Below are 21,421 nucleotides of genomic sequence, written 5' to 3' on the forward strand. Positions count from 1 at the left end.
AACTAGGCAACCTGACAGTGTTGTAACCAGTCCGAAGTTGGTAGACAAGTATGCAGCACATAGAGATGGCAGAGTTGCTGTGTGGGAAGTTGGGCACGCATCTTGGCCATGGGAGCCCTGACGTCTAGAACGTCCGGCTTGGTATCTCGTAAAAGCACACCTACCAGCTGGAATTTGCCAGCTGCCAAATTTTCAAGCGCCGATTGGTAAAGGGGGCGATTCGCAGCGTCTTGCGACCTTTCCCTCAAGTAAAACATCAAGGTTCGCTGATACCCACGAGAATCGCTAACTCGTTGCAGTTGGACCGCCATTCCTGAGTGAATGTGAGTCATCACGGAAGGCGGAGACTTTTTCTCGCTCGAGGTCTTTACTTCGCCAAATAGAAAGCAGTAGGTTCCATCAGCTTGCAAAACGTAGCCGGCGATGTCAGCACCGGCTTGGCTCGCATTTGGATTTTTAAGGTCACGCCTTCGATTGCTTGGCAAAACTGAGTTGTGACGCTCAGCTAGGAACAAATCTGCAATGCCTTCGCCAATATCTGCGGAGGTTGTTGAGTACGGTTCACTGTGAATCTCTACCAGTGCGGAGACATCAAAGCCTTCTGCCGATAGTGCAGCGATATCGCTTTCAAAAGCATCAATAGTGGGCTTGTCAAAGACCCGAGCCGCAACGTCGTCACTGAGCCAGGCAACATAGGAACTGTGATTACTGGCATCAAATGCTTGGCAAGAAATATGCCCATCTAGATGGTCGTAAATCTTTACCAAATCAAAGGGTACGGGCATCGTTCGGTATCACCTTGCTAGCTTGCAATTTACTGCGTGGCACTGATATGACATAGCCCCGGTGTTTGGATGAGGCTTCGTTTTACTTTAGTTTCCAAAAGTAACAAGCGTGATTCTATGGCCAATGAGCTCAAGAAATATTTCACAGGCCGGAGATGAGTCGAGTTTGGGACAAACATTGATGCTCAAATGATTCCTGCGCCCTCAAACATCGGTGAATTTTTGCTCCATTTGTCGACAAGAAGTTGTAGTCGAAGGTAGTCGTTTACGAGCAAGCTCTGCATCTGGACAGCAACTACGGCACGACAGCATCCGCGAGAACCTAGAAAACCTCGCAGATGGCTGGCATGGGCTGGATGGCTTGTAATGTTCGTTGAGCACCTATACATTTGAGGTAGGCGTCTGGGCCCAACCTATTTCCGGGTTAAAGCAGACAATTTCTCTTATGAACCCAGCGGACTCCATCCGAGTCGACGCGTAATCGGAAATCGTCGACTGAATACGTGATGAGGGTGCCGAATGGCTTCTATTCTTTTTTGCGAAAAGTCGCTTCAGTCTTTGAAGCGCTACCTGCGCGACGACTTCTTTGAGGTCAAGTCTTCACATCTAACAGAAGCAATTGCAGTAAGCCTTGGATACGGCAAACACGCAGCTTTACTGAGTGACTTGAAGCTCGTCGGTGATAAGGTCGTTTACCGGCTTCTGAGCACCACGAGATTCATGCAGCGGCTCTGCGAGCTTGGTTATCCAGCTGACCCTGAGTTCGATTTCGAATGGATGGTTGGAGCAACGGATGTACCAGACTGCTTGATTTCGACTGTGCCATCCAGCGCCTACGACATTGAGTACAAGGGAAAGCGAGCGACGGCTTGGCGCAATCTAATGGTTGCAGCGGTCAATGAAGGGTTGCGCATACAGTTGTTCTCTTTGAAGCCAGATGACAATCGATGGCACGTTGATAGGTTCGGAGGCGGCAGTGCCTTCTATGACTTTGAGCTGCCAGGTGGACTGGGGGCGAGAGGTTGTGTATCCGACGCAGGATTTGGTGAGCTGAATGTTCACGTCGCCGTCAACCCTAAAGGAAACGCCTTGGCTGCATTCAATGCGGACTTCTTTGCTGGTGACGCTGTCGCTTTGGGATGGCTGGAAAGGAGAGATGGTGCTTGGCTGCAGTCTTCAAAAGAGCGCTTCTCATGCAGGACCGTTCTGCTCGATTCGCTGTCAGCGATGACTTCCGTACCTGAAGGGTATGGTGACCGAGGCGGTGTCCGGCTGTGATTGGATAGTTTCAGAACCCTACAGATTCCTCTGCGGGGTCTGTGGGGTCCTGCTATCTAATTGGTATGAAGACGGGTGGGGCTGTTCGAGCACACGACACCCTATGTCCTAACGTCCTATCTGCGATATTGCGTGCGGTCGCAATTCCTCTTGCATCTCGTCTCTCGACGCTGCTTCAAGGGCGGAATATGCACCATATAGGCGACTTAGACGCCATCAAGAGAGTGCTAGTTGGGAAGCGCGTATCTAATTTGCGTAAGCTCCGCTAGGCCGCCGCAAGGTTCGCAAAGGGGCATACAGGCAGGCCCGTCATCTCGCCTCGGGATGATGACCACTTGAGACCAGCGCCCGCAATTGGCGACCCAAGGTGCTATTTGGATTCAGTAAACAGTTCACTGATACCGACATCAAGGCCTACTGCGAGCGCCTCTAGCGTTTCAAGAGTGACGTTGCGTTTTTGGCGTTCAATGTGGCCAATGATGGCTCTGTGTACACCTGCACGATGACACAGTTCTTCCTGTGAGAGCTCCCGTTCCTCGCGCAGGCGGAGAACATTTTTTGCGAGTAGTTCCTTTGCTGAGACGGCTGTTTTCTTTTTCTGAAGCTTCGGGGCATGCATTACCGAATGATGTTGAAACATAGCTACTGTGTCGACTACTGGTGTGTCGACTACCGATGAATCGACTACCAGGAAATCGACTACTTGTAAGTAGAGTTGTGTGTCACAATTGACCCGTATCTCTTCGAGCATCTAATGTTTCTTTGCTTACCCGAAAACCAGATTCCCTACCCGCATCAGAAGGTCTTTTTCCCTAACGGTGGTGGGTACTGGGGCTGCGTCGTCAAAGACTGTGCGGCGCCGATGTTCATTGCAACTGTCCAGCCCGAAGGTGAGCCGGCTTCAGAGAGAGTGACGGCTATGTTTGCCGACGTAGAAGCGCTCCGCAAGCTTCGAAATACACAGGAGCCTTGTCGCGTCGTTGCGCTTCATTGCGTTACCTACTCCAAACAGCAGACTAACTTGGCCATACAGCCCATAGAAGAGGTTTGGGTCAGCCCAGAGCGTCACAGCGAAAAGTTAGTCCTAAAGATGTCTGGTGTTCCAGACAAATATCTCGACGGCCACTCTATGAGTCCTGTCGTTAGGGCTGAGTCGGATGGCTGGGTACCGCTGTTCGAAATCTCTAGCAGTCCTGCAAAGCGGAGCTCACGAAATTAGTCTATTTCGAGTCCATTGGTATCGAGTTGCTTGCCGACGACGAGTCACATCCAAGTGATTGTTCTTTTGAGTGGTTGAACTGATGACTTCATCGAAGTACGGGCCGAACAAGCTTGTGCCGTCTCTTGCGGAGCAATGCAGTCGCATCATTTTTTTGGACTTTGACGGAGTCCTGCATCCACCCCGAGCTATTGCAGGTGCACGGCCACCACTTGAGCCGCACGAAATTCGAGCGGGATGGCCTGCCACGTTCCAACACCTAGGCATCCTCAAGGACTTGCTGCGGGAGCATTCGAATATCGCTGTGGTTGTCAGCAGCTCCTGGCGCATCTTCTTGAATGACGCCCAGCTGGGAGAACTCCTTGCCCCCATTGCCCGTTGGTACGGCGGTTCCGTTGGGAATCCCCAAATAGGACGCGACGTGGCGATACGAGCCTGGTTGGAACTCAACGCCATCACTGACTACGTCGTGCTAGACGACAAACCTAAGTTCTTTCCTGGGCCGGCAGGTTCCTGGCCTACATTGATACTTTGTGAGAGTGAGACGGGGATATCGGACATCAGCGTCCAGCAAAAGCTTCGTGACTGGATGAACCTACACACAGCTAGCATGAGTACTGCAACTGAAGGAGAACTCCGACTCCTCGGCCAGGAGCCGCAGCGAGCTGAGCCTGTATGAGTCCCATCCTGTTCCTGGATTTCGATGATGTCATTTGCCTCAACAACCCATTTGGTGGCTATGACGCGTTAACTGCTTTGGCTGAAGCGGCCCGGGTTGGTAAACCACTTAGTGCTTTGGATGAGCTCTGGAGCAAGCTGTTCGACGCTCAAGCTGTGTCGCATCTCAGGCTGGTGCATGAGGAGTTCTCTCCGCGGTATGTGCTCTCCACAAGTTGGCGCTGGTTTTTTGACCGAGACCTATTGGAGAGGACGCTGGAGCTGGGCGGTCTTGGCTTTGTCGCACAAAGGCTGCATCAGGACTGGACAACGCCTCAAGTCTCACGACGGGCGCATCGGGCTGTGGAAATCAGCAGTTGGCTGGAGCAGCATCCAGAAGGTGCTCGCTCGTGGGCTGTACTGGATGACGGACTCTCCGGCACTGGATTCGAGAACTGGTCGCGAGAACGGCGTCAATTCGTGGTTCTCTGCCAGGAAGGTGTTGGCTTTCAGAAGGACGAGCTTCAAAGCCTTAGGCGTGCCTTTGTGCTGCGAGGCTTAATTTCTAAACCTTGAAATCAGCGGCACTTTAGCTGGCGTACAGCTGTACCTGCTGACGTGCCAGAAAGCCAGGCAAGCATGTCAAAGACCATTCTGTACCTGGACTACGACGGAGTCCTGCACCCGGAGCCGGTCTACCGCCACCCGAGGGGTGGAATGTACTTCAGTGTCGACCATGCTGGCCATCGCTTGTTCGAGAACGCGGAGCTCCTTGTCGAAGCCCTGGCGCCATACCCCGAAGTCGTCATCGTCTTGTCTACCTCCTGGGTCCGCGTGTTGAGCTATTCCCAGGCCAAGGCTTTTCTCCCTGAAGCGCTGCGCTCTCGAGTGATTGGGGCTACGTTTCACAGCGCGATGAACAAGTTCGAGTTCGATGCGATGACCCGCGGTGCCCAAGTGTTGGCCGACGCGACACGCCGCGCAGCAACCAGCTGGGTCGCCCTGGACGACGAGGACGAAGGCTGGGGCGCCGCGGCATCCCCGCATCTCGTGCTGACAGAACGAACGTCAGGACTATCTGAACCTCAGGCTCTTAAAGAGCTATCAGACAAATTGAAAGAGCAAATTAAGCAGTGGTGACTGCCTGCGGGTGCTGACCATCGTTGACCTTCATTCCGCTCGGAGCTGACCGGTATGCTTGAGCTGACCAGCGGCTGCATGCGACCCTAACCAGTCATGGGAGGCGTTCCTCAGCGACTGGCTGAAGTAAAGCATCTCCCTTTTTATACTGTCGCTGCTTCGAACACAAACTGCACTCGATACGTCACCAGTTTCAGTCCCGGAATTGCCTTGGCCGCCCACCTTACTGGCTCCGAAAATCCCGATGCGACCAAAATTGCCCGTGGTGGTTGGCCTTCTTTCTGCGCGTACCAGCCGATATAGCGCGCAATTTGTCCGATGGATGAGTCCTTTGCCTCGCCTGCCTTCAGTTCGATTATGACCATGCGGCCGTCGGCGTCCCTCGCGAGTAGGTCGAGCCTTCCAACATCACTGGTCTCTTGGCGCGAAACGAGCGTCAGGCCAGGCTCCAGAACGTCAAGGTGACTAACTATCTGGTCTTCGAGGTCGCGCTCGAGGCTCAAGCTGCTTTCGACATATTCCGTCAGGACTTGCGGCGTCGACTCATCGACTACCGCCGCGGCCAGCTCACCAGTTTCAATGGACTCATCCAGGGTGAAGACTGCCCGACCTGCTTTGAAGTTGGGCGTGGCTCGTCGTCCAGCATCAAGCCAGTACTTTGCGTGCGGCTGGCTTGACGCGTTGTTTGCCCACCATGCCGGATATTGCTTGGCCGAGGCTGGCAGTCCGCCCGGCACGATTCTGTCCAGCTCGTCGAACGTCAGAATGACTTGCGCTGCTGGGTTGGAAAGCAGTACGGAAGTGAGCTGAGCGTATCGGGACATTTGGGCCTCATCGTTTATATAGAAGATGTTGTGAGTAGCTTACAGGTTGCGGTCATCCCAGAGTATTTGCTTCTGGCCGAACTCAGTCGGTTAAGAGCAGTAGCCGGGTCAGCCACAGCCGGCCAGCTCAACCGGAATATGCAGACTGCCATGGTAGGAACACTGGCACCATGTCTTCAGCTCGGTCCCGTTAGCCCAGTTGGCTGGCGATGCAGTGGAGTTTTTCGTAAACATTCTGGATGGACCGCACATTCACTCAGGCGAGGGGAACCACGCAAGTGTTGAAGTCCTGGTTGATTTCTTCGTAGGGTGAACCTTTGAGCGGTTGCTGAGGACCCTGCAATTTGCTTGAAGTCTGCTCAGGCGGCTCCTATACTTTTACGCAGAGCCGACTCGCCGGCTCGCCCGCCCACGGTGGCCAAGTTGTTCGCGACGGCGTAGTAGTTCCGGGTTGTGGTTTGACCAACTGGTCATCCAGGCTCAATGTGTGGGCGCATTGTGTCAAGGTGACCGTGGGAATAAATCATGACCAAGCGCCTTACCCCCGCTCGTTTGGAGCAGCTCAAGCGTTCAGCTAAACGCTTGGCTCGCGAGCAATCTATCCCCCTCAACGCAGCTCAGAATCAGTTGGCCTTAGAACAAGGCTATGCGAATTTTTCTTTGCTGGTCAAAGACAGCCGTGCGAAGAACTTGACGGAACCTCAGCCAGTGGGGGTATCGCCTGTCGCTGATTTCGAGAGTTTTGCACGCGACTGCTTGGAATGCGACTCGAATGAGGGGCATCCGTGGAGGTATTTCAATCCCCAAAGTGGTCGCTTCGAGACTCTCGAGGAGATGTTGACCCACCTGAACGACCTACAACCCACAAATGCGTTCTTGCAGCAATTGCTCGCTCCTCCACGCACGGCGATGAAGTTTCTAAGCCTCCTGCAGGCTATGCGCCCGATGCGTTTGAGGCGACCGCGCATGAGTGTTCTGCAATCATCGAAGCGTTACAGGCTGGGATACATCGAAAGGTTTAGCAGTGAGAGTCAACGAGTGGTTGAGTTGTCACGAGATGCCCGTATTCGACTGGCTTCGGGCATGGCTAACTCGCACGTAGCGCAAGAGCTATCCCCCGATGACATTCACCAGGCGTACTACTCCCAGCCACCGCATGAGGAAAGTTTGGACGAACTCCGTGAGCGGTTAGACCGCGATGAACACCCTGATAAGCCGGTCGACGACAACGAGCTTGGTGAGTAGCCTTGCTATGGGTGGTCGAGCTGACTAGCTCCTTCTGAGCATTCACAGACCTCCAGCGAGAACCTTGATGCGCTCACTGGTGAATGCTTTGCGCGGACTGGCGATATACGAACTCAAAGAGTTCTGCCGCGGCTGTCACGTCCTGCTTTTGATAGATACCGCTGAGCGCCAACTCATAGTCATCTCTGGGCACGCCTTGAAACGACAGCGGGGCACAGTTCTTGTGCAGCAACGGGATGTTGGCAGCCAGGCGAGCCGTGGAGCCATTTCCGAAATTGAATGCTTGCAGGTACGACAAATTCACCCATGTGAAGAACGCGGCCTCGATAGGGTTGTGCACTTGTCGTGCCTTATCGGCAATGGACTTCAGCAGCGAGTGCAAGGTTGCAGGGTCCTGGCACGTAGCGTAGCCGCAGCCATAGATAGGCAGAGTGCGGATGCCGCCAATGAGCTTTGCATTCACCAGGTCCCGCATCAGCAGGGCTTGCACATCGACAATGCCCTCAACTGATATGTCTTTCTCCGACGCATTGACGTTGATGTAGTCGATGGCATCCTTGTGATTGAGAAGTACCAAAGCATCTCTGCCGCGACCGTCTGCGTAGGGTTGCCCGTTTAGGACCTGCTTGGCGTCATCGAGTCTCATGGAGATGCCATCAAGACAACTGGACGACCATACGAGTTCCTCAAGAGGTTGCTCTGCTGCCTTGGCTTGGGCGGGGCGCGCTGGTCCGCTATAGCCTGCATGGAACAGATGCAGGGCTAGCTGAGGAGGCAGAAGGCTGCACAGATTCGGGGTGTAGGCAGTCAAGAAGCTTGCGTCGTACCGAACTTGTGGGCGCGTAGCTAGCGGTGCGCTTAATGACTCAAGGAACGCCGTTGCTGCTGACGACCATTGCCGGCGAGCCTTTGGAGGCTCGTTGGGGTCGACCCCTGGGAGGTAACGCGTCGAACGCCCCTTGCCCTGAATTTCCAGTAGCCCAGCCTCCGCCAAGTATTTCAAATCGCGATTGAGAGAAGCCCGAGAACTCGCGATGGAGTCCATCAATGTGCTTGGCCGGACAGGGCAGCGGGCAGCCTTCACCGCAACCAATATTGCTTCCTTGCGCTCTGAAATGCTCATGAGTCAATTGTGCGCCAAGGTAGTGCTGGACCGCCCGTTTCTTCGTGGTGATTGCTGGTCAGCTCTAGCACCTTATCGAACCGATGTGGCAAGAGGCGAAGCTGTAGGGATACCGATATCCTACTGGCTGGTTGTCATCAGTTTCTTCCATCGGTAGCTGAACTGCCTCACAGTCATACCCAGCGCCTGGGCTGCGCGCGACTGATTGCCTCCGTGCAGCTCCATCGCGCGATGTAGGTCCTGGGCGGCGTGTGAGTTGGCAGACTGATAGTCCCTGACCAGTGGTGGTGAGGACGATGCGTATAGTGAGGCTTGTTGCGGGCTGGGCCGGCGCGGAGCCTGCTCTCTACGCACTCTCGAGGTACTAGGCAGCCAGATTTCAATCTCCTTGCGACTTACTGTGGACTTATCCGTAAGGAGCACCGTGCGTTCGATGACATTGGCGAGCTCTCGAATATTACCTGGCCAGGGATGCAGTTCCAGGGCGTCAAGGGCCTCGGCTGAGAAGTAAACGTTTTTCTGATTCTGCTGGTTTGTCTTACTCAGGAAGTGCTGCGCGAGCAATCGAACATCCTCTTTCCTATCCGCCAGTGACGGCAACCGAATCGGAATGACATTCAGGCGGTAGAACAAGTCTTGGCGGAACCGGCCCTCATCAACTTCAATGCTCAGGTCCCTGTTGGTCGCTGCGACGACGCGAACATCAACGGGAAATTCCCGCTTTCCGCCCAGCCGGCTGATAGTCCCCTCCTGCAGGGTCCGGAGTAGTTTGGCCTGCATGGCCAGGGGCATCTCGCCAATCTCATCCAGGAAGATGGTTCCGTTATTCGCCTGTTCAAACCATCCAGCTCGGACTGCGTTGGCACCGGTGAAGGCGCCTTTCTCATGTCCGAAAAGTTCCGACTCAAACAAAGACTCTGGGATGGCCGCGCAATTCACCTTGATGAAAGGTCCATCTCGCCGGTTGCTCGACATGTGCAGGGCGCGGGCAAACAGCTCTTTACCAGTACCAGACTCGCCCAGGAGGAGCACGCTTGCAGAGGAACGAGCCACCCGCTCCAGTTCTTCGAGTGCACGTAGTAAGGCAGGCGAACTCCCAACAATGCCGTAGCGCGCTGCGGCGGATTCGAGCGCACGGCTCAGGAGCTCATTCTTCTTTTCGAGCACGCGTGTCTTTTCCTCTACCAGCTCTCTGAGTTGCAGCAGTTGCCCGCAAAGAGTTGCAAGAAGGCGAAGGATGGCAACGTCGTCACTCAGCTGCCGATTTCGAATGCGGATGCGGTGAGCGGCGAGCACCCCTACGGTCACACGATTTACCTCAATCGGTACGGCAATGAATGCCACCGTCTCCGATGGAAGGTGTGTACGTTCGACCGCGCGTAGCAGGAAGCGAGGGTCGTCGTCGATGTTCTGCACGATGCTGGGCTGCCCGGTCATCAGGACCGCGCCTGTGATGCCTTCTCCCATGCGGTAACGACCTCGGGCAATCTCCGTCTTGGTCATTCCGTACGCATAGCGGATGGAAGCGTGTTCCTCTCCAGTCAGCCGGTCGTATCTGTCATGTCCAAAGACGTCGACAAGGACAACGCGTCCCCTATTCAGTCCAAGAAGCTCGGACATCAGGTGGAGCATTTCTCTAAACACGATGTCGGCTGAAAGACTTTTGCCGACCAGGCGCATCACTTCACCGAGCAGCAGTTGCTCCTGCTCGCGCCAGGTAGGTTCTAGTTTTGACATTGACGAATTTACCTCTGCATGCTGTTGAAGTTCGTCTAAAGCATGACATATTGTCGACATTTTGTCCGACAAAATGTCGGAATACATTACCCCTGTGTTCGGCTCGTACGACAGGGTGCTTGGAATTTACTCCTTATAAATCAAATAGATAGTTAACGCCTAAGGCTGTGCATTACGTTGGCACGGTTGTTGCTGAATAAGTATCGTCAGCAACACACCTAGGAGCTATCTAATGACCCTCGCAACCCCAGAACGTGCAGCAGAAGTCGCGAAATCGACTATCAAAACCTACCTGCGCCCCATTGACCGTGATGGCCTCTTGGCATTTGGCGAAAAGGGCCGCAACAACCCCAACACCCGAGGCACGAACAAGGTCCATACCGTCGTAGACGGAAAGTTCCGCACGCTCAGCTATGTCGGTAACCACACCCCGGTGGTGGTTGACGAGCCGCCGCACCTGTTCGGCCAAGACACCGCACCGGCTCCTGGCGAAATCGTTCTGTCCGGCCTGGGTGGTTGCCTGAGCGTTGGTATTACGGCCGTAGCAACGTATCGCAACGTCAAGCTGACCAAGCTCGAAGTTTTCCTGGAAGGCGAAATCGGAAATTCCGCTGCCTGGGGCGCCAATGGAGCCGAGCGTGAACCCAGCCAGATGGGCTTCCAGCAAATCCGCGTGAAGGTGCTTGTTGAAGGCGACGCAACTCGTGAGGAACTCGACGACATCGTTCGTCACGCCAACTACTTCTCGCCGGTAGCCAACACCATGCGCAACCCCATCCCATTCGACATCAGCCTGGCTTGAGCCGGTAGTTAGGACCACACCATGTCAGCGGTAGCGTCAAGCAACATCCACCTGTCCACATCTTCTCAGGCGGCAGCAGCCATGCTTGCCAAAGTGCAAGCCATCGCCCAGGGGCCCTTGGCGGCCATTGCGGACCAAATCGACAGGCAAGGCACATACCCTGCCAAGGTATTGAAGGACCTCGGGAAGGCTGGGCTCTACCGCGCACAAACCGGCTTGGCGGGCACTCCCGACCTAACTTCCGCCATTCAAGGGGTAGCCGAAGTATCTAAGGTTTGTGGAGCTACTGGATTCATGGTGTGGTGCCAAGCTGCTTGTGCGCTTTACATGGAGCGCAGCGGTAATCCTGCTCTCCTTGGTTCGGAGTTCGAGGCGCACATCAACGGTGACAGGCTAGGCGGTACAGCGCTTAGTAACCCAATGAAGGCGATGACCGGCATTGAACCCATGCTTCTCAAGGCTGAGCCGACTGAGAACGGCTATGTCGTGAACGGCACTCTTCCGTGGGTAAGCAACCTTGGCGAAGACCACTATTTCGGCGGCGCGGCCACTGTCTACGAAGAAGGTCAACCGACGCGCGACATCATGTTCATGGTTCCTTGCCAGGGTTCCGGAATTGAGTTGAAAGAGTGCCCGTCTTTTGCTGGCATGGAAGGCACTGGTACATGGGGTGTTCGCTTCACCAATTTCAAGGTCACGGCCAAGAACCTCATCGCAGAGAACGTTCCTGAGTTTTTGGACAAAGTTCGACCCGCTTTCATTCTGCTGCAGGTCGGCATGGGGCTGGGTGTCGCGCAAGGCGCTATCGACACCATGTGGGCAGTCGAACAGCATCTCGGACATGTCAACAAGTTCTTGCACGACCGTCCCGTCGAACTGCAGTTAGAACTCGACGCCCTCAGCGAGCGAACCTACGCATTGGCTCGACTCGCAAGCGAGGGACAAAAGCCAACACTCCTGGACGTTCTGGACGTGCGGGCCCATGCATCGGAGCTGGCCCTGCGTGCTGCGCAATCGGCACTTCTCCATCAGGGCGCGCGAGGCTACCTTCTCTCGTCATCTGTCCAACGTCGGGTTCGCGAGTCTCATTTCGTTGCCATCGTTACGCCGGCACTGAAGCACCTGCGTCGCGAAATGGCAAAGCAAAGTGCGCAGGAGATGCCCGCATGAGCGCCATTGCCATCCTCCTTCCAGAATGTGATTCCATCGCTGACCAAGTCGTGATGGAGTACCGTCAGTACATCTGCCGTGCATGCGGCTTGGTCTATGACGAAGAAAAGGGTGACCCAGACAGCGGACTCGCGCCTGGCACTAGATTCGCCGACATTCCCGAAGACTGGGAATGCCCTCTGTGCGGTGTCACCAAAAGCGACTTCGAGCTTTATGTCGAGATAGCACTCGATACCACTGCCAACCCATCCGTCACCGTTGACCTGAATCGCCGTCATGAAGCTGGCGTGGTCATCGTCGGCGCAGGCGCCGCCGGCTGGGCTATGGCCAAGGCGATTCGGGAGGGCGATTCCGGAGTCCCCATCACGATGGTGACGGGCTGCAGTGGCGACCTCTACGACAAGCCTCAGCTGTCGGTCGCCATGGCCAAGTCCATCGGCGTTCGTTCGATGGTCAAGGAAACAGGAGTCGCCGCAGCGCAGCGCCTGGGCATTCGTCTCATGGCCGATACCTTGGCCATCAGCATCGCGCCGGAAAGCGACATGCTTCGCACCACTAAGGGCGCAGTACGCTACGACCAACTCATCCTTGCGCATGGCGCCGCGCCGCGCAAGAACAAGAACATGCCGGCGTCGTTGTGCTGGGGTATCAACGACCTGCGTTGCTACACGAAATTCCGGGAGGCTCTCGGAAGGTCGGACTCAGCCCAACAGGTCGCAATCGTTGGCGCTGGGCTAGTGGGTTGTGAAATCGCCAACGACTTGGCAATCGCTGGACACTCTGTGTTTTTGCTGGATGTCGCAACGCGACCGCTAGCCAATGTCATCACGCCGGAGGAATCACAGGCACTGCTCACGGCATGGTCTTCGCTGCCGTTGAGCTTTATCGGTGACACGCGCATCAGAAGCGTGACCAGGGATGGCTCTGCCATTACCGTGCAGACGGAATCGGGCTTCGCCCTGAACGTCAGTCATGTCCTTTCCGCCACAGGGCTCGAGACGCCGAGCCGACTTGCTGCATCTGCTGGGCTCCACTGGAACAACGGCATCGCCCTCGACCCAAAGACGCTGGCGACCAGTGTTGAAAACATCCACGCTCTCGGTGACTGCATCAGCATCAATGGGCAGCCCCTGCGCTACATCGAACCGATAGCTCGGCAAGCACGTGTCATTGCGTCCCGCATTTGCGGCCAGCCACATCTTGTATACGACCACGTCAGGCCCGTTATTCGGGTGAAAACGACCTCGCGGGCCTTCACTGTCTAAGTGGCTTCCACGCGCTTCCGCCCCATTCCAACCTTGAAAGAGTCCTTATGAGCTATTTCGCCCCCTTCGATGCAGAAAAGCCGCTGATGATGTCCTGCTCTTGCGGCAGGCACGGTTCTGAGAGCGAGCACAAGGCTGCCTCAGCTCACGACGCCGCGCAAGAACTCATCCGTCGGAGTCAGACGAACTCCTTCGAACAGTACTCCAATGAGTTCATTGAGGCGAGCCTCGTCAAGGCTATCTTTCCTCAGGATGCGGTTCGCCGGCACTTCCTGCGTGCCGTCGGCAAGTCCACGGCCATGGCCGCAATCTCGAGCGTGCTGCCCTTGACCAGCCTTCAAGCCATGGCCCAGGACAAGGGAGCTATCGAGAAGAAGAGCCTCAAGGTTGGCTTCATTCCCATCACTTGTGCCACGCCGCTCATCATGGCTGAGCCGCTGGGCTTCTACAGTAAGCAGGGTCTCGACGTGCAGATTGTGAAGACCGCCGGCTGGGCACTCGTGCGCGACAAGGTCATGAACAAGGAGTACGACGCGTCGCACTTCCTGTCGCCAATGCCGCTGGCCATTTCAATGGGTCTTGGCTCTAACGCCCAGCCGATGAATGTGGCGACCATTCAGAACGTTAACGGCCAGGCCATCACCTTGGCCCTCAAACACAAAGGCAACCGAGACCCGAAGAACTGGAAGGGCTTCAAGTTCGCCATTCCGTTCGAGTACTCGATGCACAACTTCCTGCTGCGCTACTACCTGGCAGAAGCTGGCCTCGACCCTGACCGTGACGTCCAGCTGCGTGTTGTCCCGCCGGCGGAAATGGTGGCCAATCTGCGAGCCGGCAATATCGACGGCTTCCTCGGGCCAGACCCGTTCAACCAGCGCGCAGTTGTCGAAGAGGTCGGGTTCATTCACATCCTTACCCGCGATATCTGGAACGGCCACCCTTGCTGTGCGTTCGGTACATCCACTGAGTTCATCCAGAAGAACCCGAACACCTTCGCAGCACTTTACCGCTCTGTGCTCACCTCCGCCGCCATGGCACGCGACGCCAAGAACCGCGAGCTCATCGCCAAAGTGATTTCGACCCAAGCCTATCTCAACCAACCAGAGGCTGTTGTGACCCAAGTACTCACCGGCAGGTATGCCGATGGACTAGGCAACGTCATCAACAACCCGGCTCGTGTCGACTTTGACCCCATCCCCTGGCAAAGCATGGCTGTTTGGATGCTCACGCAGATGAAGCGCTGGGGATATATCAAGGGTGACGTCAATTACAAGCAGTTGGCCGAGAAAGTCTTCCTCCTGACTGACGCCAAGCAGACCATGAAGCAACTGGGACAGGGCGTTCCTGACACGACAGCCTATCCGAGCTACCAAATCATGGGCAAGACCTTCGACCCCTCGAAGGCCGATGCGTATGCCAACAGCTTCACTATCAAGAAGGCCTGATATGAACAACGCGAAATCATTGAGGCTCAAAGCTGCCGCTCTATCTGCCGTTTTTCTTATCGTCATCCTGGCCATATGGCACGTGTCAACCTTGCCGTCGAAGGAGCCTAAAGTCACGCTTACGGCAGACCAAATCGAGTATGCGCAGTTGATGGGCAAAGACCCCCAGGCAGCAGCCATTACGCCTGCAAAGTCGTCGTTTCCCACAGTTGCTGACATGGGCAAAACTATTGCCAAGCAGTTGGCCGACCCCTTTTACGACAACGGCCCGAACGACAAAGGTGTCGGAATTCAGGTGGCCTACTCTCTTGGTCGAGTCGCGCTGGGTTTTGGCTTCGCAGTGGCGTTTGCCATTCCGTTGGGCTTCCTCATCGGCATGAGTCCGCTGGCCTATCGGGCGCTGGACCCATTCATCCAGGTACTCAAGCCCATCTCGCCGTTGGCCTGGATGCCCATCGCGCTCTACACCATCAAGGATTCGTCCATCTCGGGCATCTTCGTCATCTTCATTTGCTCCATCTGGCCGATGCTGACGAACACCGCCTTCGGCGTGGCCGGCGTCCGAAGGGAATGGCTCAACGTTGCGAACACCTTGCAGGTACGACCAATGCGAAAAGCTATTGAAGTCATTCTTCCGGCGGCGGCCCCGACCATCCTCACTGGAATGCGAATCAGCATGGGCATCGCATGGCTGGTTATCGTGGCCGCAGAGATGCTTGTCGGTGGAACCGGCATCGGCTACTTCGTCTGGAATGAGTGGAACAACCTCTCCCTGGCAAACGTAATTTTTGCCATCTTGGTAATTGGGCTGGTCGGCATGGCCTTGGACATGCTGTTCGCCAAAGCACAAAAAGCGGTGACCTATGCTGACTAATGACGTTGATATCTCGGGCGCAAAGCCCTTTCTGAAGGTCGAAGGTCTCACGAAGTCCTATGTTCCCGGAGGTGACCCGGTCTTGGATGGCGTCCACTTCGAGCTCAACCAAGGCGAGTTCGCCTGTGTGATTGGCCATTCGGGCTGCGGCAAGACGACAATCCTCAACGTGCTGGCAGGCCTAGAGAGTGCAACCGATGGCACCGTCATCATGAGCGGCCGCGAAATCTCGGGACCAAGTCTGGACCGTGGGGTTGTCTTCCAAGGCCATGCGCTCATGCCCTGGCTGACCGTTCGTAACAACATCGCGTTCGCTGTCCGAAGCAAGTGGCCAGAGTGGTCCAAAGCGCAAGTCAACGAGCACGTTGAGAAGTACGTCGAGCTCGTGGGTTTAAACCATGCCATCGACAAAAAACCTTCTGCACTCTCAGGAGGTATGAAACAGCGGGTTGGCATCGCGCGTGCCTTCGCTATCCAGCCCAAGATGCTCCTGTTGGACGAGCCCTTCGGGGCATTAGACGCACTTACGCGGGGCACGATTCAAGATGAGCTGCTCCGCATCTGTCGGGAGACACGCCAGACCGTTTTCATGATTACCCACGACGTGGATGAATCAATTCTTCTGGCTGACAAGATTCTTCTGATGAGCAATGGCCCGCGTGCCCGCGTAGCCGAAGTGGTGCTCAACACGATGCCTGCAGACCGGCAGCGCGCCACCCTGCACCATGACCCGCAGTACTACAGCATCCGCAACCACCTGGTCGACTTCCTGGTAGCTCGGTCCAAGGATTTGTCGAACGGCCGCGCACCTATCAAACCACCCTACGTATCCCCCGGGTTGGCTACGTCTTCTTCCGTTGTTGAAACCGCTGAAAGCAATTCGCACACGCCGGCCCTTCGCTTGGCATGACACATCCCCCTAAACGCTCTACTGGAGAAATCATGAGCCGTATTGAAGTTACCGAGAAAATCATCGCAGCAAAAGTATCCAAAGGCCTGAAATGGTCTGAAGTCGCGAAACAAGTCGGCCTGAGCAAGGAATGGGTCACCTCGGCCTGTCTGGGTCAAATGACGTTGAACCAAGAGCAGGCAAAAATCCTGGCTGAAATCTTCGACCTTTCCACCGAAGACGCCAAGTGGCTGACCGTTACGCCGTACAAGGGCTCGCTGCCAACTACCGTGCCGACCGACCCGCTCATCTATCGCTTTTACGAGATGGTCAATGTGTATGGCACGACCTTCAAGGCACTTATCCACGAAGAGTTCGGCGACGGCATCATGAGCGCCATCGATTTCAAGATGGACCTGCAGCGTGAGAACGACCCGAATGGCGACCGCGTACGCATCGTCATGAGCGGCAAGTTCCTGCCATACAAGCAGTACTAATGGACTCGGTCCGGCTTAACTCGGCCATCGCAGGCGAGACAGAAGGCTCAGGCCAGAACTGCGAAGACATCCTGGCCCGCAATCGCAAATGGGCGGCACAGATGTGCCAAGAGCGGCCGGATTACTTCACGCGCTTGCTGGCTCAGCAGGCGCCAAAATACATGTGGATTGGCTGCTCCGACAGTCGGGTGCCCGCCAACCAGGTCATGGGCTTGGACCCGGGCGAAGTTTTTGTACATCGCAATGTCGCGAACTTGATGGTCCCATCCGACCTGAACTCGCTCTCGACTTTGCAGTACGCCGTCGAGCGGTTGCGAGTGCACCATGTCATGGTGGTTGGCCATTATGGATGCGGTGGAGTGGGCTCGGCCATGTCTGGCTCGCGAGTGGGACTTGTCGATAACTGGTTGCGGCATATCGCTGTCATTCGTGACAAACATCGAGGTCTCTTGGATGCAGTCGAACCTTCCGTAAGAGCGGACTTCCTGTGCGAGCTCAATGTGCTGAGCCAGGTCGTCCATGTTGCGCAAAGTACTGTCATCGTGGATGCATGGGCTTCGGGTCAAGAGCTCTGTGTCCATGGCTGGGTATATGGCCTCCACAACGGCGTATTGAAGGACCTTTTGGTCACAGTGAATGCGACAACCGATGTGGATGCACTGTACGACCTGGCTGTGGCTCAGGCCTTCGACCGCTGGGTTGGCTCTTGCAAAGGTGCCACTGTGTTACCTCTGCTTGCGACCGTTTAAGCATTTCCCGCAACACTTTCGAGCAAGCAATGTCCCTTGGTCTCATTTATGGTTTTGGAGTCGGTGCCCTGTTGGGTCTGACGGGTGCCGGAGGCGGCATCCTGGCGATACCAGCATTGGTTCTTGGCCTGGGTTTCGACCCTCGTGCTGCCGTGCCAGTAGCGCTTTTGGCAGTCGGAATATCGGCATCAATAGGAGCCGTTGACGGCCTTCGCAGAAAAATTGTCAGATGGAGGGCTGGTTTAGTCATGGGCGTGGCAGGCCTTGTGGCTACACCAATCGGTTCCCGGATGGCCAAAGAGCTGCCTGCACACGTTCTTCTGACGATGTTCGCTATTGTGATGCTTTACGTCGCAGGTCGGCTTCTGTTGCCCCGAGGAACACCGACCTCACTCCCGTCTTTGGATGAGGCACTGGCTGCAACTACGGTCAAGAACTGCATGCTCAATCCTTCCAACGGCCGATTCAGTTGGACCAATCGCTGTGCCGCAACGCTTGCAGGTATCGGGTCAGCTTGCGGACTCATGACCGGCATGTTGGGTGTCGGCGGTGGCTTTGTCATCGTGCCGGCTTTCAAGCAGTGGACTAACGTCCAACTTCATGGAATCGTCGCCACGTCACTGTTTGTCGTGGCCATGGTGGCGATGGGGTCCGCGATTACCTCATTGGCCACCGGAGCTCATGTGGGGCAGACCGGAGTCTTCTTCGTCACTGCATCCGTATGCGGGATGTTCGCGGGGCGGTGTGTTGCGCCCTTGCTTTCCGCGAAGACCGTCCAGACGGCATTTTCCGTACTTGCAATGTCGGTGGCAATGCTGCTTTTGTACCGCGCATGGTTTGGCTGAGGAGGTCGATGTGACAATCTCAACACACCCGAACATTCAACCCTTTTTCGACGCTGGGTCGTCTACCTTCTCCTATGTCCTATTCGACCGGCAGGGTGGAAGATGCGCCGTCATCGATTCAGTTCTGAACTTTGACAGCAAGTCAGGGAGGACGTCGACTGAAGGAGCAGATGAGGTCATACGTTTCGTGCAGGCTAATAACCTCTCCGTGGACTGGCTACTGGAGACGCACGTCCACGCGGACCACGTTTCTGCAGCACCCTATCTTCAGTCCCAACTAGGCGGGCTGATTGGAATTGGAGCAGGCATCCGCACGGTGCACGAAGCTTTTTCGTTAGCTTTCATGTTGCCCGAGGATTCTAGGGAGACGTTTCAACCCTTTGGTCGCTTGTTTGAGCCAGACGAGCGGCTCAAAGTTGGCGAACTAAACGTGCGTGCAATGCACGTTCCTGGTCACACACCTGCCGACTTGGCATACGTGATTGAGCCCATCGACGGTACTCCTGGCGTCGCTTTCGTGGGCGATACGTTGTTCATGCCGGACGTTGGTAGTGCGCGCTGTGACTTCCCTGGCGGCTGCGCAAAAACCCTATTCGCTTCTGTGCGCCGATTGTTGCAACTGCCACCGGAGACGCGGCTCATGATGTGCCACGACTATCCCCCCCCGGAACGTGAGCCCCTCTGCGAGACCACCGTGCGGGAGCAATTGCTTCACAACATCCACATACGTGACGAGGTGGCTGAAGATGAATTTGTGAGGCTGCGACAGACGCGTGATGCATCGCTCGCAATGCCAACACTTATGCTCCCTGCAATCCAAGTCAATATTCGGGCTGGCATGCTTCCAGCAGCTGAGAAAAATGGCATCCGCTACCTTCGTATTCCGTTGAATGTGTTTTAGCGAAATGCCCAGCGTCCTCAATGACGGCCATCCGCTACGCCCCGCTGGTCGGGACGCTTTGCATAGCTAAGCTGATTTGGAGTGTTGGCTATCGAGGATAGACACAGCGCTCAAGGAAACTGAGCGCCAGCTTGTTGTATTCGGCAGGCTTCTCAGAATATGCGGAATGTCCGGCGTCCTGGACGACGGCCACCGAACTGTCGGCGACGAGCTCTGCAGCCTCTTGCATTGCTGACACGGGGACAATGGGGTCCTCGCTGCCGACAACGAAGAGCGTTGGGCATTTCACGTCACCTAGCACGTCCATCGGTAGTAGAGCGTCGGGCCTCATCATGTCGGCCAGCGCTTGGCCCCATTGCTCGGGAGGAAGGCTGTGCGCACTCGGATTGAAGTGATTGATTTGGGCGTAGAGAGCGGCCTTTTCCGGCTCGTTCTCGAGAAACCAGCGACCGAGTGAGCGCTGCTCTACGGTGACAGCCTTTTGGGTGATTTGTCGGTCACGAATCCTTTGCAGCATTTCTGGATGGTCAATCGACAGCGACGTGTCTGACGCAATAAACCCAGCCACCAAGGCTGGATGCGCCAGAGCCATGCGCAGGCCAATCATGCCGCCCAATGACTGACCGACGATGGCTACACGCTCAATCTTCTCTTGCTCCAGAAGCTGCTGAACATCCTGCAGTAACTGCGGCCACTGGAATTCTGTCAACCGGGCCGCGGAGCGGCCAAAGCAGCGGATATCTGCGGTGATGCAGGTGTATCGCTTGCTGATATGCCGCGAACCGGCGGTGATTCCCGAAGAGTGCGAGTTTCATCCTCTCATTGAGGACCGCTTCGCGATAGTTTGCAGGTCGACGCATCCTTTAGCACACCAACGCCAAGTGCGCTGGACGGATTTGGAGCGCGCTTTGTGGCTGGCTCTGCCGGCAGGGCTCGGAGTGCGTACCAAGTTTGACGCACTGACCGAGCGGCATTTCAAGGTCGCGCCAACTACGTTTCCCATCGTGACTCAGTCATTGCCTGTCAACATGAGGCTGGTTGGTGAGTTCGACGTCTTGGTAATTCTTCCTTTGAACCTTGTCCGCCCGCAACTTGAATCGGGTAGCTTGGTCGAGCTCAAAGTGAGGGAAAAAATGCTCATGAACCCTATTGGTATGCTTCAGCCCAAGCTGCAGAGCAGCGAGGCTGCACTGCAACTCGTGGAGTTCTTTGGGGCATTCGGTCGCTAGAGCAGAGACATGAAAGTACGCCTTAATGGAAGGCTTTAGGCTTGATGAGCTTTAGTCACTCACTGACTCGTCATGGGCTGCTGCCGGTCTCGTTGACACCGACCTAAGCTTCTTGAGCTTGCTCGAACTGTACGGGACTGAGATATCCGAGCGTCGAATGCCGACGCGTCGGGTTGTAGAAGCACTCGATGTAATCGAACACATCTGAGCGGGCCTGCCCTCGTGTCCTGTACACCTTACGGGCCGTGCGCTCGGTCTTCAGAGAACTGAAGAAGCTCTCCATGGCCGAGTTGTCCCAGACCTCACCAGCCCGACTCATACTGCAAGTGATGCCCTGTTCGTCCAGCAGCCTCTGGAAGTGCTCGCTTGTGTATTGGCTACCCTGGTCCGAGTGGTGCAGCAGTGCCACTGGCCTGCCCCGGCGCCACACAGCCATCATCAGCGCGTCCACCACGAGCTGCGAGGTCATGCTCTCCTGCATCGACCAGCCCACGATTCGACGGGAGTACAGGTCCAGTACCGCAGCTACGTAAAGCCAGCCTTCTGCCGTCCAGATATAGGTGAAGTCGGCCACCCATTTCTGGTTCGGACCATCTGCCTGGAACTGACGGTCCAGCACGGAGGGTGTGCAGAATTTTGTGTAAACGGACAATCAACCGCCGGCGCAAGCCGGCCTGTCCGTAAGCACAATGAGCACCAAGAAACACGACGTACCCGAAGAACTGCTGTCTGGCCTGCTGGCCAACT

At 55.8% G+C, this 21,421-nt stretch carries 22 protein-coding genes and 1 pseudogene; 16 read left to right on the forward strand and 7 right to left on the reverse strand.

Features of this window, described 5'->3' with window-relative positions; all coding sequences use genetic code 11:
• Window positions 1-2: 2 nt before the first annotated feature.
• The gene (locus tag EIC84_RS12875) at window positions 3-785 is read right to left on the reverse strand and encodes a hypothetical protein (protein WP_003064681.1); all 783 of its coding nucleotides are present in this window, start codon (window positions 783-785) and stop codon (window positions 3-5) included.
• Window positions 786-1,304: 519 nt separating this feature from the next.
• Between EIC84_RS12875 and EIC84_RS12880 the strand changes: the two genes are divergently transcribed.
• Window positions 1,305-2,063 (forward strand): hypothetical protein, encoded by a 759-nt coding sequence (locus EIC84_RS12880; protein ID WP_003064678.1) that lies wholly within the window; start codon window positions 1,305-1,307, stop codon window positions 2,061-2,063.
• 370 nt (window positions 2,064-2,433) lie between these two features.
• Here the strand turns inward: EIC84_RS12880 and EIC84_RS12885 are convergent, their stop codons facing one another.
• Window positions 2,434-2,814, reverse strand: a complete 381-nt coding sequence (locus EIC84_RS12885; protein WP_003064675.1) for a helix-turn-helix domain-containing protein — start codon at window positions 2,812-2,814, stop codon at window positions 2,434-2,436.
• Between the two features lie 550 nt (window positions 2,815-3,364).
• On the opposite strand from EIC84_RS12885, the gene EIC84_RS26605 reads away from it, so the two are divergent.
• From EIC84_RS26605 to EIC84_RS12895, 3 genes are all read left to right on the forward strand, one after another.
• On the forward strand, window positions 3,365-3,961 hold the full coding sequence (locus EIC84_RS26605; protein WP_003064669.1) for an HAD domain-containing protein: 597 nt from the start codon (window positions 3,365-3,367) through the stop codon (window positions 3,959-3,961).
• Window positions 3,958-4,515 (forward strand): HAD domain-containing protein, encoded by a 558-nt coding sequence (locus EIC84_RS12890; protein WP_003064666.1) that lies wholly within the window; start codon window positions 3,958-3,960, stop codon window positions 4,513-4,515. The genes EIC84_RS26605 and EIC84_RS12890 overlap by 4 nt, the downstream gene beginning before the upstream one ends.
• 63 nt (window positions 4,516-4,578) lie before the next feature.
• Window positions 4,579-5,079, forward strand: a complete 501-nt coding sequence (locus EIC84_RS12895) for an HAD domain-containing protein (protein WP_003064663.1) — start codon at window positions 4,579-4,581, stop codon at window positions 5,077-5,079.
• Between the two features lie 143 nt (window positions 5,080-5,222).
• On the opposite strand, the gene EIC84_RS12900 is transcribed toward EIC84_RS12895, so the two are convergent.
• Window positions 5,223-5,903, reverse strand: a complete 681-nt coding sequence (locus EIC84_RS12900) for an endonuclease NucS domain-containing protein (protein ID WP_003064660.1) — start codon at window positions 5,901-5,903, stop codon at window positions 5,223-5,225.
• 525 nt (window positions 5,904-6,428) lie between these two features.
• On the opposite strand from EIC84_RS12900, the gene EIC84_RS12905 reads away from it, so the two are divergent.
• The gene (locus tag EIC84_RS12905) at window positions 6,429-7,148 is read left to right on the forward strand and encodes a hypothetical protein (protein ID WP_003064657.1); all 720 of its coding nucleotides are present in this window, start codon (window positions 6,429-6,431) and stop codon (window positions 7,146-7,148) included.
• Window positions 7,149-7,221: 73 nt separating this feature from the next.
• Here the strand turns inward: EIC84_RS12905 and EIC84_RS12910 are convergent, their stop codons facing one another.
• Window positions 7,222-8,271 (reverse strand): Fic family protein, encoded by a 1,050-nt coding sequence (locus tag EIC84_RS12910; RefSeq protein WP_122964965.1) that lies wholly within the window; start codon window positions 8,269-8,271, stop codon window positions 7,222-7,224.
• Between the two features lie 120 nt (window positions 8,272-8,391).
• Window positions 8,392-10,008: a sigma-54-dependent Fis family transcriptional regulator gene (locus EIC84_RS12915; protein WP_003064651.1), complete on the reverse strand. Its 1,617-nt coding sequence runs from the start codon at window positions 10,006-10,008 to the stop codon at window positions 8,392-8,394.
• A 232-nt stretch (window positions 10,009-10,240) separates the two neighbouring features.
• Between EIC84_RS12915 and EIC84_RS12920 the strand changes: the two genes are divergently transcribed.
• Genes EIC84_RS12920 through EIC84_RS12965 form a run of 10 tightly spaced genes read left to right on the forward strand, consistent with a single transcriptional unit; the run spans window position 10,241 to window position 19,445 of the window.
• Complete coding sequence (locus EIC84_RS12920; protein ID WP_003064648.1) at window positions 10,241-10,810, forward strand: OsmC family protein; 570 nt, start codon at window positions 10,241-10,243, stop codon at window positions 10,808-10,810.
• A 21-nt stretch (window positions 10,811-10,831) separates the two neighbouring features.
• Window positions 10,832-11,980: an acyl-CoA dehydrogenase family protein gene (locus EIC84_RS12925; RefSeq protein WP_034361925.1), complete on the forward strand. Its 1,149-nt coding sequence runs from the start codon at window positions 10,832-10,834 to the stop codon at window positions 11,978-11,980.
• Complete coding sequence (locus EIC84_RS12930; RefSeq protein WP_003064644.1) at window positions 11,977-13,245, forward strand: FAD-dependent oxidoreductase; 1,269 nt, start codon at window positions 11,977-11,979, stop codon at window positions 13,243-13,245. Before EIC84_RS12925 ends, EIC84_RS12930 begins: the two co-directional genes overlap by 4 nt.
• Before the next feature lie 47 nt (window positions 13,246-13,292).
• Window positions 13,293-14,690, forward strand: coding sequence for a CmpA/NrtA family ABC transporter substrate-binding protein (locus EIC84_RS12935; RefSeq protein ID WP_003064642.1), 1,398 nt, complete (start codon window positions 13,293-13,295; stop codon window positions 14,688-14,690).
• A 1-nt stretch (window position 14,691) separates the two neighbouring features.
• Window positions 14,692-15,564 (forward strand): nitrate ABC transporter permease, encoded by an 873-nt coding sequence (ntrB, locus tag EIC84_RS12940; protein ID WP_003064640.1) that lies wholly within the window; start codon window positions 14,692-14,694, stop codon window positions 15,562-15,564.
• A complete protein-coding gene (locus EIC84_RS12945) occupies window positions 15,554-16,474 on the forward strand; it encodes an ABC transporter ATP-binding protein (protein WP_003064638.1) in 921 nt (306 codons plus the stop codon). Before ntrB ends, EIC84_RS12945 begins: the two co-directional genes overlap by 11 nt.
• 32 nt (window positions 16,475-16,506) lie before the next feature.
• A complete protein-coding gene (gene cynS, locus EIC84_RS12950; protein WP_003064636.1) occupies window positions 16,507-16,950 on the forward strand; it encodes a cyanase in 444 nt (147 codons plus the stop codon).
• Window positions 16,950-17,699, forward strand: a complete 750-nt coding sequence (locus EIC84_RS12955; protein ID WP_003064634.1) for a carbonic anhydrase — start codon at window positions 16,950-16,952, stop codon at window positions 17,697-17,699. Before cynS ends, EIC84_RS12955 begins: the two co-directional genes overlap by 1 nt.
• 29 nt (window positions 17,700-17,728) lie before the next feature.
• Window positions 17,729-18,544, forward strand: coding sequence for a sulfite exporter TauE/SafE family protein (locus tag EIC84_RS12960; RefSeq protein ID WP_034361922.1), 816 nt, complete (start codon window positions 17,729-17,731; stop codon window positions 18,542-18,544).
• A 16-nt stretch (window positions 18,545-18,560) separates the two neighbouring features.
• Window positions 18,561-19,445 (forward strand): MBL fold metallo-hydrolase, encoded by an 885-nt coding sequence (locus EIC84_RS12965; RefSeq protein WP_034361932.1) that lies wholly within the window; start codon window positions 18,561-18,563, stop codon window positions 19,443-19,445.
• Window positions 19,446-19,533: 88 nt separating this feature from the next.
• Here EIC84_RS12965 and EIC84_RS12970 read toward each other — a convergent pair whose 3' ends face one another.
• On the reverse strand, window positions 19,534-20,238 hold the full coding sequence (locus EIC84_RS12970) for an alpha/beta fold hydrolase (protein WP_080554127.1): 705 nt from the start codon (window positions 20,236-20,238) through the stop codon (window positions 19,534-19,536).
• Here EIC84_RS12970 and EIC84_RS12975 point away from each other — a divergent pair.
• Entirely contained in the window at window positions 20,195-20,674 is a 480-nt protein-coding gene (locus EIC84_RS12975) for a LysR substrate-binding domain-containing protein (protein ID WP_003064626.1), read from the forward strand. The two genes, EIC84_RS12970 and EIC84_RS12975, sit on opposite strands and share 44 nt — an antisense overlap.
• A gap of 103 nt (window positions 20,675-20,777) precedes the next feature.
• On the opposite strand, the pseudogene EIC84_RS12980 reads toward EIC84_RS12975, so the two are convergent.
• Window positions 20,778-21,296: pseudogene (locus EIC84_RS12980) on the reverse strand (IS3 family transposase); the annotation flags it as partial.
• Window positions 21,297-21,421 lie beyond the last annotated feature (125 nt).

The organism is Comamonas sp. A23 (genome assembly GCF_004522605.1).
Taxonomy (GTDB): Bacteria; Pseudomonadota; Gammaproteobacteria; order Burkholderiales; family Burkholderiaceae_C; genus Comamonas; species Comamonas thiooxydans.